This is a genomic window from Amycolatopsis sp. A133 (genome assembly GCF_031082405.1).
Taxonomy (GTDB): Bacteria; Actinomycetota; Actinomycetes; order Mycobacteriales; family Pseudonocardiaceae; genus Amycolatopsis.
This window is the reverse complement of sequence record NZ_JAVHJU010000036.1, coordinates 60,977-75,879: the sequence shown is the minus strand read 5'-3', so window position 1 is coordinate 75,879 and position 14,903 is coordinate 60,977. Positions and strand designations below refer to the sequence as shown.

The 14,903-nt window shown below is 71.8% G+C and carries 11 protein-coding genes; 6 read left to right on the top strand and 5 right to left on the bottom strand.

The features are described from left to right. The first annotated feature begins 249 nt into the window (after positions 1-249). The 4 genes from Q5425_RS23690 (at position 250) to Q5425_RS23675 (ending at position 4,545) form a co-directional block, all read left to right on the top strand. Positions 250-1,314, top strand: a complete 1,065-nt coding sequence (locus Q5425_RS23690) for a DUF2855 family protein (RefSeq protein ID WP_308674482.1) — start codon at positions 250-252, stop codon at positions 1,312-1,314. Between the two features lie 96 nt (positions 1,315-1,410). Then, complete coding sequence (locus Q5425_RS23685; protein ID WP_308674481.1) at positions 1,411-2,103, top strand: DUF2306 domain-containing protein; 693 nt, start codon at positions 1,411-1,413, stop codon at positions 2,101-2,103. Positions 2,104-2,143: 40 nt separating this feature from the next. Next, a complete protein-coding gene (locus Q5425_RS23680) occupies positions 2,144-3,664 on the top strand; it encodes an FAD-binding protein (RefSeq protein WP_308674480.1) in 1,521 nt (506 codons plus the stop codon). Between the two features lie 95 nt (positions 3,665-3,759). Beyond that, the gene (locus tag Q5425_RS23675; RefSeq protein ID WP_308674479.1) at positions 3,760-4,545 is read left to right on the top strand and encodes a tyrosine-protein phosphatase; all 786 of its coding nucleotides are present in this window, start codon (positions 3,760-3,762) and stop codon (positions 4,543-4,545) included. Here Q5425_RS23675 and Q5425_RS23670 read toward each other — a convergent pair. The 3 genes from Q5425_RS23670 to Q5425_RS23660 are packed head-to-tail and all read right to left on the bottom strand — an operon-like array spanning position 4,532 to position 9,206. Further along, the gene (locus tag Q5425_RS23670; protein WP_308674478.1) at positions 4,532-5,860 is read right to left on the bottom strand and encodes an extracellular solute-binding protein; all 1,329 of its coding nucleotides are present in this window, start codon (positions 5,858-5,860) and stop codon (positions 4,532-4,534) included. The two genes, Q5425_RS23675 and Q5425_RS23670, sit on opposite strands and share 14 nt — an antisense overlap. A 15-nt stretch (positions 5,861-5,875) precedes the next feature. Beyond that, positions 5,876-7,573 carry a thiamine pyrophosphate-binding protein gene (locus Q5425_RS23665; protein ID WP_308674477.1) on the bottom strand — a complete coding sequence of 566 codons (1,698 nt, stop codon included), beginning with the start codon at positions 7,571-7,573 and terminating at the stop codon, positions 5,876-5,878. Positions 7,574-7,622: 49 nt separating this feature from the next. After that, the gene (locus Q5425_RS23660) at positions 7,623-9,206 is read right to left on the bottom strand and encodes a 4-hydroxyphenylacetate 3-hydroxylase N-terminal domain-containing protein (RefSeq protein WP_308674476.1); all 1,584 of its coding nucleotides are present in this window, start codon (positions 9,204-9,206) and stop codon (positions 7,623-7,625) included. 292 nt (positions 9,207-9,498) lie between these two features. Here Q5425_RS23660 and Q5425_RS23655 point away from each other — a divergent pair, with 292 nt between their 5' ends. Beyond that, the gene (locus tag Q5425_RS23655; protein ID WP_396135232.1) at positions 9,499-10,683 is read left to right on the top strand and encodes an acyl-CoA dehydrogenase family protein; all 1,185 of its coding nucleotides are present in this window, start codon (positions 9,499-9,501) and stop codon (positions 10,681-10,683) included. Between the two features lie 26 nt (positions 10,684-10,709). Beyond that, positions 10,710-12,035, top strand: coding sequence for an FAD-dependent oxidoreductase (locus tag Q5425_RS23650; RefSeq protein ID WP_308674474.1), 1,326 nt, complete (start codon positions 10,710-10,712; stop codon positions 12,033-12,035). Between the two features lie 284 nt (positions 12,036-12,319). On the opposite strand, the gene Q5425_RS23645 is transcribed toward Q5425_RS23650, so the two are convergent. Both Q5425_RS23645 and Q5425_RS23640 read right to left on the bottom strand, forming a co-directional pair. Beyond that, on the bottom strand, positions 12,320-13,570 hold the full coding sequence (locus tag Q5425_RS23645) for a cytochrome P450 (RefSeq protein WP_308674473.1): 1,251 nt from the start codon (positions 13,568-13,570) through the stop codon (positions 12,320-12,322). Between the two features lie 51 nt (positions 13,571-13,621). Further along, entirely contained in the window at positions 13,622-14,857 is a 1,236-nt protein-coding gene (locus tag Q5425_RS23640; RefSeq protein ID WP_308674472.1) for an acyl-CoA dehydrogenase family protein, read from the bottom strand. Positions 14,858-14,903 lie beyond the last annotated feature (46 nt).

Below are 14,903 nucleotides of genomic sequence, written 5' to 3'. Positions count from 1 at the left end.
TCTGGCGGGGCAGGCCGACGCGCGCGGCGAGCATCGTCGCCGAAGCCGGCTCGGCCAGTTCTAACCCGCCTTACCACTCACGACCCGTCCGGTCCCTCATGGTGGCAGCGCGGCCCGCCGGCGGGTTCTCGCCGCGTGCGGTGTGCCGTCCCGCCGGGACCGCCCCGGCACTGCGGGAGATGCGAACGGGCCCCGCCACCGGTGACGATGCGAGACGGCGACCGAACCGCGACCCGAGGAGTGTCTCCTGTGGACGGATACGGACTGCTGGTCCGGAAGGACGACCTGAGCGCCACCGAAGTGGTGCCGGAAGCGGTGCGCCCGCCCGGCGACGGCGAGGTCACCCTCGAGGTCGAACGCTTCGCCCTCGGCCAGATCAACGTCACCTACGCCCGCCTCGGCGACGCGCTGCTGCCGTTCTGGAACGCCTTCCCCGCGCCGGCGGGCCGCGGCCGCGTGCCCGTGTGGGGCTTCGCCCGGGTCGTCGCTTCGCGCCACCCCAGCATCGCCGAGGGCAGCCGCTGGTTCGGCTTCCTGCCGATCGGCACCCACCACACGCTCGCGGTGGAGCCGTCGGGCGCCGGCTTCGTCGACCCGGCCCCGGAACGCGCCTTCCTGCACCCGTGGTACCGCACCTACCAGCCGGCCGGTGCGCCGTCGCCCGCGGACGACTTGGTCGCCGTCGCGCGCCCGGTGTTCCCGGCGTCGTACCTGCTCGACGAATTCCTCGGCGAGCACGCCGCCGCCGGCGCGCGCACGGTCGTGATCACCAGCGCCTCCAGCCGGACCGCGCTGGGCCTGGCCGAGCTGCTGGAGCACCGCGGCGACCTCACCGTCGTCGGCGTGACGTCGCGGCGCAACTGGGACTTCGTGGCCGGCCGCGGGATCTACGACGTCGTCGCGAGCTACGACGACCTCGCCCGGCTGCCGATCACCACCCCCGCCGTGCTCGTCGACTTCACCGGCGATCCCAAGCTGCTGCGCGAAATCCACGAGAAGCTCGGTGACGGCCTGCAGCACAGCGCGCTGGTCGGGTACACCAGCCCGGACGCGGTCGTCCGGCCGGATCCCATGCCGGGCCCCGAACCCCGCATCTTCTTCACCCCGGCCATCGAGTCGGAGACCATCGCCCGGGAAGGCGCCGAATCCTTCTACGCCCGCTACCACGCGGCCGAAGCGCGGTTTGTCGCCCGGGCCGCTTCCTGGTGCGCGGTGCGCCCGGTCGAGGGGCTGGCGGACGCGGCGGACGTCTTCCGCGCGCTCGTCGCCGGCGACCAGCGGCCGGCCGAGTGCCACATCGTCAGTCCACAGTAGAACGGGCAACCGGGGAGATGCCGCCGCGCCCCGCCCGGGGCGAGGCTGGCACCGGCGGCCGCCGTGGGCGCCCCGCGCCGAGCAGGAGGAACTACCGTGACACAGCACATCGAAGAGGTCCGGGTCCCGGATCCGCGGCGGGCCGACCAGCTGCCGCCCCGGACGGCCACCACCGTCAAGTTCTGGCAGCGACCGTGGATCGTCCCGCTCTGGCTGGTCGTCGCCGCGTTCCTGTACGTGCAGACGAGCCCGTTCATCGGCGTGCCGGAAAGCCAGGCCCCCGCCCCGCCGCACGCCGGCTTCGCGGCCTACTACCCGCTGCTGATCGCGCACATCGCGTTCGGCACCGTCGTCATGCTCTCGGCCTGCCTGCAGATGTGGCCGATGATCCGGCACCGCTACCCGAAGGTGCACCGCGCGTTCGGCCGGGTCTACGCGATCGCCGCCATCCCCACCGGCGTCGCCGGGCTGATCATCGTCCCGTTCGCGCCGCCGGTCGGTCAGATCGGCGTCACCCTGACGACCGCGCTGTTCCTGGCGAGCACGGTCGCGGCCTGGGTGCTGGCGGCGAAGCGGAAGTTCAAGCTGCACCGGCGGTTCATGATCTACAGCTTCGCGCTGCTGATGAACAACGTGTGGGGCCCGGTCATCGTCAAGATCGGCATGCCGCTCGGCGTCGACATCACCTACCTGCTCGAGTCGGCCCGCTGGGTCGGCTGGGTCGTCAACCTCATGATCGCCCAGTGGTTCCTGTACTGGACCGCTTCGCGACGGCGTGAGTTCGCGTGACACGGCCGGGGAGTTCCGGCAGGAATCAGGAGGGATCACAGTGAGCACGAACGGCCATCCGAGCGGGTTCGGCGCGTCCACCATCACGTCCACGGACCCGCGTTACCCCAGCATGGTGCGCGGCCACAACCACCGCTTCGTCGGCCGGCCCGACTACGTGCGCGTGGTGACCACGACCGAGCAGGTCGTCGAGACCGTCGGCGCCGCGGCGGCGGCCGACGAGCGGATCACCGTCCGCAGCGGCGGCCACGGCTTCGAGGACTTCGCCACCGCCGACAGCGGCGTGCTGCTCGACATGTCCGAGATGAACCAGGTCTACTACGACCCGGAGCGGCTCGCGTTCGCGATCGAGTCCGGCGCGACCCTCGGGCACGTCTACCGCGTGCTGTTCAAGGGCTGGAACGTGACGCTCCCGGCCGGTGAGTGCACCGAGGTCGGCGTCGGCGGGCACTTCGCCGGCGGCGGCTACGGCACGCTCTCGCGCCGCCTCGGCGCGGTCGTCGACTACCTCTACGCCGTGGAGGTCGTGGTCGTCGACGCCGACGGCACCGCCCGCGCGGTGGTCGCCACCCGCGAGGAGGACGACCCCCACCGCGAGCTGTGGTGGGCGCACACCGGCGGCGGTGGCGGCAACTTCGGCATCGTCACCCGGTACTGGGTGCGCTCCCCCGGTGTCACCGGCGGCGAGCCGGCCGACCTGCTGCCGCAGGCGCCCGGCCTGTGGCGCAACGGCATGGTCGCGTGGGACTGGAGTTCCATCAGCGAAGCCGACTTCAAGCGGATGCTGCGCAACGTCGGCGACTGGTTCGAGCGCAACAGCGAAGCGGGCTCGCCGCACGCGCAGCACTCGGCGTTCTTCTACTCCTCGCACCGCTCCAACGGCATCCTCTCCATCGGCGGCATGGTCGACGGCGGCATCGAGGACGGCGAAGCGCTGCTGAACGAGTACTTCGACGCCGTCATGGAGGGAGTGTCCGCCCAGCCGGTGTTCCGGCAGCAGACGCTGCGGCCGTGGCTGTACTTCGCGGCCTACCCGAACTGGGGCGACCAGGGCACGCCGGACATCCGCCGTGTCAAGATCAAGGCGGCGTACCTGCGCAAGGGCTACACGGACGCGCAGATCGACACGATCTGGGAGCACCTGGGCACCGGCGCCAGCAGCCGCAAGGAGCTGATCCTGATCGGCTACGGCGGCGAGGTGAACACGGTGGCGCCGGAGGCGACGGCCACCGCCCAGCGCGACTCGATCCTCAAGGCCGCGTTCATGGCGTGGTGGGGCGACGAGGCGGACGACGAGCTGGTGCTCGGCCAGGTCCGCGACTTCTACCGCGACGTCTACGCCGAGACCGGCGGAGTGCCGGTGCCGAACGAGTACAACGACGGCTCGTACATCAACTACCCCGACGCCGACCTGGCCGACCCGGCGCACAACAAGTCGGGGGTTGCGTGGAGCACGCTGTACTACAAGGACAACTACCCGCGGCTGCAGCAGGTCAAGAAGCGGTACGACCCGAAGAACGTTTTCCACCACAGCCTCTCCATCGAGCTTCCGGAGGACTGAGAGTCACGCGGAACGCCCCCGGTGCCGGTGCACCGGGGGCGTTTTGCTTCCCGGCGTCGATGAACCGACCCGCGTGCCGGACGTCGATACCTTTGATGAGCACGAGCAGAGCGGTGACCTGGGAAGGCTTCTTCAACACCAGGGACCTCGGCGGGCTGCCCACCGGGTCCGGCGGCACGACCGGCCGGGGAGCCTTCTACAGGGCAGCGGACCTCCGGTTCGTGACCGGGGCGGGGTGGGCCCAAGCGCGCGAGGCCGGCGTCCGGACGGTCATCGACCTGCGCAACGCGGACGAGATCCGGCCTGCCGGAGCTCCGTTGACGGCGCAGGCGGGTTCGGCCCAGTTCGCGGCCGCCCCGGACGGCCCCACCAGCCCGGCGGCCGTCGACCGGCTCGAAGTCCCGCTCGACGACATCGACGACGTCGCGTTCTGGCAGCACGTCAACCGGGAGCGGCTCAACGGCACCCCGCTCTACTACCCCGTCTTCCTCCGGCGGAAGGCCGGGCGGTGCGCTGCGGTCGTCAAGGCGATCGCCCACACCGGTCCCGGCGGCGTCCTGTTCCACTGCGGCGCCGGCCGGGACCGGACCGGGCTGATCACGCTCCTGCTGCTCGCGCTGGCCGGCGTCGAACCCCGGGCCATCGCCGCGGACTACGCCCTGTCCGCCGAAGCCCTCAAGCCCCTGTACGCCGCGATGGGAACCGCCGACCAGCAACCGGTCATCCAGGCCGCCCTCGCCGCCCGGGGCACCACGGCCGAAGAGGCCGTCATGGCGACCCTCGACGGCTTCGACGTCGAGCAGTACCTGCTCGACGCCGGTGTCACCGGCGAGGAACTGCACAGCGTTCGCGGCAGGCTCGTCCGCATCAGTCCACGCTGAAGCAGTGCGGCCCCCGCAGCCCACCCGACGTCACGTCCCGGTGGTAGGCGTCCAGCAGCACCTGGGCCTCCGCCTCCGCCCGCCGGAACCGCTCCTCCGGCTCCGCCCCGCGCGTCAGCACGTCGTCCATCGCGCCCGTCAGCACGTCGTGGATGCCGCCGTAATCACCCAGCAGCGGGCCTCGGGCGGCCAGGGAGCCGTCGCCCGCGTGGAGCTGGTCCGGGGCCACCCGGTGGTACGGGTGCTCCCGGAAGTACCCCTCGTCCTCCAGGCGGGCGATCGCCGCGTTCGTGATCGGGATGAAGCTGCTGATCTTGTGCCACTCCGCCGCGTTCTGCGGGTTGTTGATGAACTGCAGGAACGCCAGCGCCCCCTCCTCGACCGCCGGGTCGAGGCCGGCGCCGAGCCACAGGGACGTGCCCGCCACCACGTTGCCGGCGAACGGCACCTGCTCGTTGTACGGCAGGCGGCTCACCACCAGCTCGAACCCGGCCTCCTTGGCCGCCGCGACGGTGTAGCGGACGTCCGTGCACGAGCTGAACCGGAACGCCGTCTGGCCGCCGATGAACCGCTGGAACGTGCCGAGCCAGTCGTTCACCACGTCGGTGTAGAGGTACGTGCCCCGCGCGTGCAGCCGCTGCCACCACTCCACCCAGGTCAGCATCTCCTTGCCCGCCAGGCTGATCCGCGTCCCCCGCGCCGACCGGCCGTTGTCCGGCTCGACCATCAGCGCGCCCTGCGTGCCCAGCGCCTGCTGGAAGAAGATGCCGTGGTTGGCCCACGTGACGCCGTGCTGCGGGCCGCCGGGCAGCCGCTCGACAACCGCGCACGCCGCCTCGAGCTCGGCCCACGTCCGCGGGATCCCGGTGACGCCGGCGGCGTCGAGCACGGACTTGTTGGTGTACAGCAGGCTCGTCGTGCCGACCGTCGGCATCGAGACGAGTTCGCCGTCGTAGCTGTAGAAGTCGCGGATCGGCCGGATGACGTCGCCGGTCACCACCGGCTCGCCGAGGATCTCGGTGCGGCCGGCGACCGCGCGCTCCACCGGGGTGAACAGCGGGGCGCCGTCGCGGTCGACGGCGTCGCGTGCGATCTGCGTGGCGGTGTAGTAGTACTCGGCGATCGCCGGGCGCCTGCCGCCGAGCGCCGCTTCGTGGATCTCCTGCGGCATGCGGCGGAAGTTGCTGCTCTGGATGGCGATCTCGTACTCGGGGTGCCGCCGCTCGAACTCCGCGCCCAGCCGCAGCAGTGGCGCCATGTAGTCCGGGAACGTCAGGTCGGCGAGCCAGACGTCGACTACGGTTCTGCTGCCCATCGGATTTCCTCCCAGTTAGGCGGCGGCCCGGCCGGGCCCGGGCGCTCCCGCCGGGCCACCGCCCGCCTGCAGCTGTCCGGCCAGCTCCGCGAGGAACCCGGCCACCACGTTCGGGACGACCTTGCAGTCCAGCACGAGCGTCCCCGCACAGCCGCGGTCCAGCCAGGACCGGACGGCGTCGAGGTCCTCGACCGACCGCACGACCGCGGCGGTCGCCCCGAAGGCGCGGGCGACGCCGGCGAAGTCGGTGTCGGTGAAGGCGATCGAAGCCGGGTCGGCCACGTCGCCGTAGACGTGGACCTCCCACCCGTAGGCGGCGTCGTCGTAGATCACCACCAGCGCGGACTCCGCGGTGCGGACCAGCGTCTCGAGGTCGGGCAGGCCCATCAGGGCGCCGCCGTCGCCGAGGGCGACGACGGTGGTGCGGTCCGGGCGCCCGGCGACCGCGCCGACCGCGCCCGCGAAGCCCAGCCCGATCACCTGGAAGCCGACGCCGGTGAAGACCAGGCCCGCCGGGTCGGGGGCCGGCCAGTACATGATCGGCCAGCCGGCGAAGTGCCCGCCGTCGGTGACGAGCGTCCGCTCGGGCGGCAGCAGCCGGGCCAGCTCCGCCGACAGCGTCCGCGGGTCGATCCGGTCGGCGGTGCCGCGGTCCTCGAACGGCGCGTCCACCCAGCCGACGGGGCCGAGCTCGCCGCCCAGCTCCGCCCGCCAGCCGGCCGAACCCAGTCCCCGCGCGCGGACGGCGTCGAGCAGCGCGACGGCCACGTCCGCGGCGTCGCCGGTGACCGCGAGGTCGACCCGCGGCACCGTGGGCGCCGCCGTGAGGTCGATCTGCACCAGCGTCGCGTCCGGCGCGGGGATCCGGCCGCCGTGCAGGGTGAAGGTGTTGAGGGTGGCGCCGAAGGCGAGCACGACGTCGGCGCCGTCGATCAGCTCGGCCGCGCGGGGCGAGGAGAAGCCGCCGCAGATCCCGACCGACCAGCGGTGCCCGGCGAACAACCCGGCCGCCTGCACGCTGGTGGCCAGCAGGCCGCCGAGCTCGTCGGCGAGGTCGGCGAGGATCTTCGCCGCACCCGCGTGCCACGCCCCGGCCCCGGCGAGGACCAGCGGCCGCCGGGCGCCCGCGAGCGCCTCGAGGACCGGGGCCAGCTCGTTCGCGGCGGGCGGGGTCACCCGCAGCAGGCGAGTCGTGGCGGCCCGGGGCGCGGGCCCGGCCGGGACCTCGGCCTTGAGCAGGTCGTCCGGCAGGCACAGCACCACCGGGACGCACTCGCGGCGGGCCAGGTCGAGCGCCTCCGCCGTGGTTTCGCGGGCGGTGGCGGCGTCGGTGATCCGGACCGCGCGGGCGCCGAGGCTCTCGATGAACTCGCGTTGCGCGAAGTCGGTCGGCCGCGGCGGGCGGCCCACCGGCGCGTCCCCGCACACCACCAGGACCGCGCTGCGCCGCTTGACCGCCTCGGTGAGGCCGGTCGCGGTGTTCGTCAGGCCCGGGCCGTAGGTGGTGGTGCACACCGCCACCTCGCCGGTGGTGCGGTAGTAGGCCTCGGCCATCCCGATCGCGCCGCCCTCGTGCCGGGCGGGCACGTACCGCACGCCGTGGCCGGTGAGGGCCCCGACGAAGTAGATGTTCCCGTTGCCGGCCACCCCGAAGGCGTGCCGGATCCCGTGGTCCGCGAGGGTTTCGCCGACCGCGGCCGCGAACGTCGTCATGTGCCGTCCTTCGTTGTCCGGGCCTCGCGGCCACGCTGGGTCCGCCGCTTCAGAGCCCGGACAAGCCGTCCCGGAGGTGGCGGAGCTCGGGGAACGAGGACAGGTCGGGCACCGTCCAGCCGTCCAGGTCGTATTCGGCGAGGCATTGGTCCACAAAGGACTTGTAGCCGTCCAGCTTGCCGTCGGCCATCTGGCCGAACAGCAGCTCCACGCGGGTGTTCTCGTGGCTGCCGGCGTAGTTGCGCTCGTAGAGCTCGTGGCGGCCGCCGAATTCGGTGCCGACGGCGTCCCACAGCAGCTTCATCACCTTCGAGCGCTCCACCGAGTCGACCCCGCCGGAGCCGCGGACGTACTTGTCGAGGTACGGGCGGATGTCTGGGTTCTTGAAGTCCTCGGCGCTGGAGTTGGTGTAGATCAGCCCGCTGGCCACGTCCTGCATGATGATCTCGCGCACCCGCGGGTAGCCGATCTGCATGAACCACCGGTAGGCCAGCCCGTACTGCGGGTTCGGCAGCAGCGCGCCGTTGCGCCATTCGACCGGGTTGCGCACGGCCGAGTCCGACAGCGACCAGAACAGGTTGCGCCACGCCAGCACCTCGCCCAGCCGGCTCTGCACGCCGCGGAAGTCCTTGGTGCCGGTGATCTCCAGCGCCTTGGCCAGCAGCCCGGCGAGGAACTCGAGCTTGACGGCCAGCCGCGTGCAGCCGTGGAAGGTGAACCGCTCGATGAACCCGGACTGGCCGGTGAACAGCTGCACCTTGCCGATGTCGCCGTAGATGAACACGTCCTCCCACGGCACCAGCACCTTGTCCAGCACCAGGATCGTGTCGTTCTCGTCCAGCCGCGAAGACAGCGGGTAGTCGAACGGGCTGCCCATCACCGCGCTGGTGGCCGAATAGGACGGGCGGCAGATCAGCTTGGTGCCGCGCGCACCGGTCGGGATGGTGCAGACGAGGGCGAACTCGCGCTTCTTGATCGGAACGCCGTAGTGGGCGATGAAGTTCGCGTGGGTCAGCGCCGAGCCGGTCGCGACGACCTTGGCGCCGCTGACGATCAGCCCCGCGTCGGTCTCCTTCTCGACGTGCACGAACACGTCGGACACCTCGTCCGGCGGCCGGTTGCGGTCGACCGGGGGGTGCACGATCGCGTGGTTCCAGTACAGGACCTTTTCCTGGGCTTCCTTGTACCAGCGGCGCGCGTTGGCGTCGAAGGGCGCGTAGAAGTCCGCGTTCGCGCCGAGCGTGCCGAGGAACGCGGCCTTGTAGTCCGGGCTGCGGCCCATCCAGCCGTAGCTCAGCCGCGACCACGCGGCGATCGCCTGCTGGTCGCCGACGAGGTCCTCGACGCTGCGCGGGGTCGCGAAGAACCGGTGCGTGTAGCCGTCGCTGCCGGTGTCGGTCGGTTTGGTGAGGACGTCCTTGGTGGCCGGGTCGTGCAGCGCGTCGTAGAGCCGCGCCGTCATCCGGATCGGGTTGTGGAACGCGGGGTGCGTGGTGACGTCCTTGACCCGCTCGCCGAAGAGGTAGACCTCGCGGTCGTCGCGGAGGCTCTCGATGTACTCGTCGCCGGTCAGCGGGCGCGTGACCGGCCGCCGGCCGGCCTCGTCCGCGGCGTGGCCCTGACGGTCGGTCACGGCGCTCCTCTCCCTCATCCCGGCGCGCCCCGCCGTGCGAGCGGGTGGCCGACGAAGCGTGCTGCCGGATCCGATGCTCGCACCCGGGACGCGGCGGGCTCTTCTCGTCCGGTGCGACGCGGCGGCCGTTCTCGTTGCCGGGGAAGGGATGGGCAATCGGGGAGATGCCGCGGCCGGAGCGCGGGTGCGACGGTCGACGACGGGATTGAGGCGCGGCCCCTGTGTCGTCGGCGCGAGTCCGGATCACGGACACCGCTCAGTCCACCGTCGGAGAACTTACCTGGAGGAAATGGTGACGACGAGCGACGTCCCCACGCGCGAAGAGATCGTCGGCCGCGCGGCCGAGCTGGTTCCCGCACTGGCGAAGAACGGGGACTGGTCCGAGGAGAACCGGCGCCTGCACGACGACTCCGTCCAGGCCCTCGCGGACGCCGGGATCTTCCGGCTGCGCACCCCGAAGCGCTACGGCGGCTACGAAGCCGACACCCGCACCCTGGTCGAGGTCGGCAAGCAGCTCGGCCGGGCGGACGGCTCCACCTCGTGGACCGCTTCGGTCTACTGGATCCCGACCTGGATGACGTGCCAGTTCCCGGACGCCGTCCAGGACGAGGTGTTCTCCGTCCCCGACGTGCGCGTCTGCGGCACGCTGAGCCCGACCGGCATGGCGGCCCCCGCCGACGGCGGCATCGTCGTCAACGGCAAGTGGGGCTTCATCTCCGGCGCCCACCACGCGCAGTGGCAGGAGATCATCGCGATCTTCGTCGACCCGGCGGGCGGCGAGCCGTACCCGGTGATGGCGCTGGTGCCGATGAGCGAGCTCATCACGATCGACGACTGGCACACCTCCGGACTGCGCGGCACCGGCAGCATCACGACCATCGCGGAGAACCTGTTCGTGCCGCAGGAACGCGTCCTGCCGCTGCCCGCGGTGCTCGGCGGCCAGGGCGCGTCCCAGGCGAACGCGGACGCGGCGATCTACCGCGCGCCGCTGCTGCCGGTCGCGTCGGCGTCGTCGGTCGGCACCGTGGTCGGGCTGGCCCACGCCGCGCGCGAGGCGTTCCTCGAGCGCCTGCCGAACCGCAAGATCACCTACACGAACTACGCCAACCAGGCCGAGGCGCCGCTGACCCACCACCAGCTGGCCGAGGCCACCCAGAAGATCGACCAGGCGGAGTTCCACGCCTTCCGGCTCGCGGACTCCGTCGACGCGCACGCGGTGAGCGGGGCCGAGTGGACGCTGACCGAGCGCGCGCAGGCGCGGGGGGACCTCGGCGCCGTCGTCCGGCTGGCCAAGCAGGCCGTCGACATCTTCGCCGGCGCCAGCGGCGGCTCGTCGGTCTTCCTCGACGTGCCGATCCAGCGCATCGCCCGCGACATCGCCGCCGTGCACCAGCACGCGCTGATGCACCCGAACACCAACGCCGAGCTCTACGGCCGCGTGCTCGCCGGTCTCGAGCCCAACACGCTCTACATCTGAGCCCCGAGAAGCTGGAGGTGACCGCGGTGCCGAACCTTCTTGGCGACCGTGCGGTGGTGCTCGGTGGGAGCATGGCGGGGCTGCTGGCCGCGCGTGTGCTGGCCGACGCGTACGCCGAAGTGGTGATCGTGGACCGGGACACCCTGACCGGGGTGGCCAGTGCCCGCCGGGGTGTCCCGCAGGGCAGGCACGTGCACGGGCTGCTCGCCCGGGGCCAGCAGATCCTGGAGGAGCTGTTCCCCGGCTTCACCGAGGGCGCGATCGCGGCCGGCGTGCCGACCGGCGACCTCGGCGAGCTGCGCTGGTTCTTCAACGGCCGCAGGCTGCAGCCCGGCACCACCGGGCTGACCTGCGTCTCGGCCGCCCGGCCGGTGCTGGAGAGCCACGTGCGGGCCGGCGTCGAAAAGCTGTCGAACGTCCGGTTCGAGCAGCGGACCGACATCGTCGGCCTGGCGACATCGGCGGGCCACGACCGGGTCACCGGGGTGCGGATCCACCCGCACGAGGGCACCGAGCAGGTGCTCGAGGCCGACCTGGTCGTCGACGCGACCGGCCGCGGCTCCCGGACCCCGAAGTGGCTGGAGGAGCTCGGCTACGAGCGGCCGGAGGAAGACCGGGTCAAGATCGACCTGACGTACACGACCCGCGTCTACCGCCTGCCCGACGAGTCGATCCTGAACGGCGACCTGTCGATCAACCCGGTGGCGACGCCGTCCCACCCGCGCGGGGCGTTCTTCTCGCGCATCGAGGGCGGGAAGTCGGCGGTGTCGCTGACCGGCGTGCTCGGCGACGCCGCGCCGACCGACCCGGAGGGCTTCCTCGAGTGGGCCCGGACGCTGCCGGTGCCGGACGTCTACGACGTCATCAAGGACGCCGAGCCGGTCGACGACCCGGTGGCGTTCAAGTACCCGGCCAGCGTGCGGAAGCACTTCGAGCGGCTGACGCGGTTCCCGGCCGGGTTCCTGGTGCTGGGCGACGCCGCGTGCAGCTTCAACCCCGTCTACGGGCAGGGGATGACGGTGGCCGCGCTCGAGTCGCTGGTGCTGCGCGAGCACCTGGGGCTCGGCCACGAGGTCGACGCACGGGCGTTCTTCAAGGACATCGACGGCGTCATCGCGACGCCGTGGGAGTTCTCGGCCAGCGGCGACCTCGCGTTCGCCGAGGTCGAAGGCAAGCGCACGGCGAAGGTCCGGATGGGCAACGCGTACATGGCGAAGCTCCAGTCGGCCGCGACCCGCGACGGCAGCATCACCCGCACGTTCATGCGGGTGGCCGGCCTGGTCGACCCGCCGGGGGCGTTGATGAGCCCGGGCATGATGTTGAAGGTCTTCCGCAAGTCCAAAGCCGCCTGACCCACCCCCCGAAGCGCCCCCGGCCTCCCGCCGGGGGCGCTTCCCTGTGTACGCAACCAGTCGGTTCGCGTGATTCGGGCCGGAACTCGCGTGATCGGGGCCGGAACTCGCGTGATCGAGGCCGTATCTCGCGTGATTGGGGACGGAACCTCGCGAGTTCCGGCTTCAATCACGTGAGATCCGGCTTTAATCACGCCAGTTTCGGGTTCGATCACGCGAGTTTCGGGTTTGCGCACGGAAGTGCCCCGGCGCTCGGGGGGCGCCGGGGCACTTTGCGGAGCGGGTCAGGCGGCGTCGGCTGCCTCGGCCGCGGCTGCGAGACGGACCGGGAGGGCTCGGTGGCCGTTCATGATGAACGTCGGGAGGGGCTGGAGCTCCGCGTGCTCCACCGCCAGGTTCAGGTCCGGGAACCGGTCGAACAGCGTGGACAGCCCGATCGTCGCGACCGCGCGGGCGATGCCGGCGCCGAGGCAGAAGTGCGGGCCGTGGCCGAACGAGAGGTGGTGCTTGTCCGCGCGGGTGATGTCGAACTCCTCCGGGCGGTCCTCGTGCAGCTCGGGGTCGCGGCCGACGGCGCTGTAATTGACCAGGATCGGGTCGCCGGCCGGGATGGTGACGCCGTCCTCGAGCTCGATGTCCTCGACGGCGTACCGCAGCGGCAGGTGCGCCAGCGGGGACTCGACGCGCAGGGTCTCGTCGATGACGTCGTCCCAGTTCGCCCCGCCCGACTTGATCAGCGCCAGCTGCTCCGGGTTGGCCAGCAGCGCCGAAATCGAGTTGTCGAAGAAGTTGATCGTCGTCTCCGAACCGGCACCGAGGATCGCGAAGATGGTGTCGGTCAGCTCGACCTCGCTCAGCTTCGAGCCGTCCTCGTCGCGCGCGGCGACCAGGTCGCTGGTGATGTCCTCGCCCGGGTTCGCGCGCTTCTCGGCGATCAGGTCGCCCATCGCCCCGCGCCAGCCCGCCAGCACCGACTGGGCCTGCTCCGGCGTCACCGTGGTGTCGACCATCATGTCGATCACCTTCGCGGTCTTGACCCGCGCCTCCTCGCCCATTCCGATCAGGTCGGCGACGAGCCGGGCGGGCAGCGGGTAGGCGAACCGGGCCCGCAGGTCGACGACCTCGCCGGGGGCGGCCGCGGCCAGCCCTTCGATGAGCTCGTTCGTCAGCTCGACGATCCGCGGCTTGATCGCCTCGGTCCGCCGGGGCGTGAACGCCTTGCCGACCAGCCGGCGCAGCCGCACGTGGTCCTTGCCGTAGGAGGTCACCATGTTGTCCATGGCGATCCAGCTGATCATCTCCCAGTCCGGCGGGATCTGGCCGTTGATGAACGCCGGCCAGTGGTTGCGGGCGCTCTTGGTGACCCGCGCGTCGGCGAGCAGCTGCTTGATGACGCGGTAGCTGTTGACGCTCCAGGCGAGCACCCCGCCGGGCAGCTCCACCTGGACCGCGGACCCCTGCGCGCGCAGGGCGGCCGCCTCCGCGTGGATGTTCGTTCCGCTGGTGTCGAGGGCGAAGGGACAGCGGTCAGCCATGACTTTCTCCAAGTGGTTCGGGCGGATCCTGGTACCGCGCGGCGGCCGGGGTCACTCCGGGACGCCGAAGGTGAGGCGCGCGAGCTCCCGGCCGGCCTTGCCGCCGAGGAACAGCCCGACGCCGGCGTGGCTGTGCAGCATCGACAGGTCCCGCCACACCCGCTCGATCCGCTCGCCCGCCTTGACGGCGCTCGAGCCGGCCGTCGGGAAGAGGTGGTCGGAGACCGCCGACCAGGTGAGCGCGATCGCCTGCTTGCTGATCAGGGCCAGCCGCAGCTCGGTCTCGCGGGTGAACGCCGCCGCGCCGCGGGCGCACGTCTCGCTCCACTGCCGCAGGGCACCGAGCACGGCGGCTTCGGCGGCGCCGATCTTGCTGACCGCTTCGCCGTAGTGGAACTGGTAGTCGGTGTCTTCGGCCCGGGGCACGATCGGCAGGTACGTCGTGGTCCGGGTCCGCATCAGGTCCGCGTACGCGTCGAGCGCGCCCTGCGCGATGCCGACGGACAGGACCCCGAGCTCCAGCAGCATGAAGCTGAGCGGGCCGCCGCCGTACTCGGGGTTGCCGTGCAGCTCCCGGCCGGGCGTGCCCTCGGTGACCGGCAGCTGGCTGACGTGCGCCTCGAGCACGCGGTGCGGGGGCACGACGACGTTCTCGACGCGGATGGTGTGCGAGCCGCTGCCCTTGAGGCCGAGGCCGTTGCCCCAGTCGTCGAGCCGCTGCCACTGCGCGCGCGGCAGCAGGAACATCAGCGGCCGCGGACCGTCCTCGCCGGACACCAGGGTGTGGCCGACGAAGTGCGTCGCGTACGGCGCGCCCGAGCTGTAACCCCAGTTGCCGTTGACGAGCCAGCTGCCGTCTTCGGTGCGGACGCCGCTGCCGGTCGGGCCGACGGTGATCGGGCAGATGAAGTCGCCGCCGGCGAACACCTCGTCCTGGGCCTCACGGCCGAACAGGCTCGCCACGGGCAGCGCGTGCGCCGCGCCGAACAGGTAGCCCCACCCGGTGGACGGGCAGCCGCGGGCGATCGCCATCGCCACCCGCATGAACGTCTCGACGCCGAACTCGTAGCCGCCGTAGCGCCGCGGCACGAGGATCCGGTAGAAGCCCGCTTCGCGGAACTGCTCGTGGGTGTCTTCGGCGTAGTAGGTGCGTTTCTCGGTCTCGGCCTGGCGCTCCACCAGCGACGCCGCGATCGCCTCGGCCCTGGCGACGACCTGCGCCGGCGTGAGGTCCGGTTCCGGCGGGGGCGGGAAGTCCTCTGTGGACACACTCGTCACGGTCGTCATGACTGGACAGATCCTTTGCCTCGAAGGTATTTCGCCGCTGCACCAC

What these genes read in the sequence shown, in the direction of transcription:
- Q5425_RS23675 (WP_308674479.1), top strand. Translation starts at nt 3,760, where the DNA reads ATGAGCACGAGCAGAGCGGTGACCTGGGAAGGCTTCTTCAACACCAGG.
- Q5425_RS23670 (WP_308674478.1), bottom strand. Translation starts at nt 5,860, where the DNA reads ATGGGCAGCAGAACCGTAGTCGACGTCTGGCTCGCCGACCTGACGTTC.
- Q5425_RS23665 (WP_308674477.1), bottom strand. Translation starts at nt 7,573, where the DNA reads ATGACGACGTTCGCGGCCGCGGTCGGCGAAACCCTCGCGGACCACGGG.
- Q5425_RS23645 (WP_308674473.1), bottom strand. Translation starts at nt 13,570, where the DNA reads ATGGCTGACCGCTGTCCCTTCGCCCTCGACACCAGCGGAACGAACATC.
- Q5425_RS23640 (WP_308674472.1), bottom strand. Translation starts at nt 14,857, where the DNA reads ATGACGACCGTGACGAGTGTGTCCACAGAGGACTTCCCGCCCCCGCCG.